The following is a 1,477-nucleotide window of genomic DNA, read 5'->3' on the forward strand; positions in this document are numbered from 1 at the left end:
GGTGGAGCATGTGGTTTAATTCGATGCAACGCGAAGAACCTTACCTACTCTTGACATCCAGAGAAGCCAGCGGAGACGCAGGTGTGCCTTCGGGAGCTCTGAGACAGGTGCTGCATGGCTGTCGTCAGCTCGTGTTGTGAAATGTTGGGTTAAGTCCCGCAACGAGCGCAACCCTTATCCTTGTTTGCCAGCGAGTAATGTCGGGAACTCCAGGGAGACTGCCGGTGATAAACCGGAGGAAGGTGGGGACGACGTCAAGTCATCATGGCCCTTACGAGTAGGGCTACACACGTGCTACAATGGCGCATACAGAGGGCAGCAAGCTAGCGATAGTGAGCGAATCCCAAAAAGTGCGTCGTAGTCCGGATTGGAGTCTGCAACTCGACTCCATGAAGTCGGAATCGCTAGTAATCGTGAATCAGAATGTCACGGTGAATACGTTCCCGGGCCTTGTACACACCGCCCGTCACACCATGGGAGTGGGCTGCAAAAGAAGTGGGTAGTTTAACCTTTCGGGGAGGACGCTCACCACTTTGTGGTTCATGACTGGGGTGAAGTCGTAACAAGGTAGCCCTAGGGGAACCTGGGGCTGGATCACCTCCTTATACGAAGATACTCACGACAAGTGTCCACACAGATTGATTAGGTTTAGAAAAGCAAAGAGATGAAGAACTCCCAAGTTCTTCGAAGTTTGTTTCTACTTTTAAAGTAGAGATGAATTGCAGTGTCCCGTTCGTCTAGAGGCCTAGGACACCGCCCTTTCACGGCGGTAACAGGGGTTCGACTCCCCTACGGGATACCATTGGGTCGTTAGCTCAGTTGGTAGAGCAGTTGACTTTTAATCAATTGGTCGCAGGTTCGAATCCTGCACGACCCACCATTCTTTCTCCGCGAAGGAATTAAAACTATCGTGGGCGATTAGCTCAGTTGGGAGAGCACCTGCCTTACAAGCAGGGGGTCACTGGTTCGAGCCCGGTATCGCCCACCATTCTCTAAATATTCTTGGTTATAGTCATATCCAAACCACTTCTTTTGTCGTTGGTTGGTGTGTTTGACCCTGAGAGTCTTTAGAAAATGTGAATTTTAGAACACTGGTTCTTAAAGTCTCATGCTCTTTAACAATTTGGAAAGCTGACTGATTGATTTACTTACGAGTAATTCAATCAAATTTAAAAGTTCTCAATGTTTATCTTTCATTAGATAAACACAACAAACACATTCAAGTGTCTTGTATTCGAATCAAACGTTAGTTTGATTCACAATTGAGTCCGGCAAACAGTCATCAAGAATTAACCCTTCTTGATGACAACCAAAAACCTTGGTTAGTTGCCATACGCTTATTTGTCTTCACTTTTTAAAGTGAAAGCAAATAGAAACCCTTTCGGGTTGTATGGTTAAGTGACTAAGCGTACACGGTGGATGCCTTGGCAGTCAGAGGCGATGAAAGGCGTAATAACTTGCGATAAGCCCAGATTAG

General features: G+C 46.9%; 3 tRNA genes and 1 rRNA gene. All 4 read left to right on the forward strand.

From position 1 onward, the window contains the following. Positions 1–605, forward strand: a 16S ribosomal RNA gene (locus tag MED222_RS00060); the annotation flags it as partial. 121 nt (positions 606–726) lie between these two features. Next, positions 727–802, forward strand: a tRNA-Glu gene (locus tag MED222_RS00055). 2 nt (positions 803–804) lie between these two features. Next, a tRNA-Lys gene (locus MED222_RS00050) sits at positions 805–880 on the forward strand. A 32-nt stretch (positions 881–912) separates the two neighbouring features. Further along, positions 913–988 (forward strand) — tRNA-Val (locus MED222_RS00045). The last annotated feature ends 489 nt before the right edge of the window (positions 989–1,477 follow it).

Source organism: Vibrio sp. MED222 (assembly GCF_000153005.1).
GTDB classification, from domain to species: Bacteria; Pseudomonadota; Gammaproteobacteria; order Enterobacterales; family Vibrionaceae; genus Vibrio; species Vibrio tasmaniensis_A.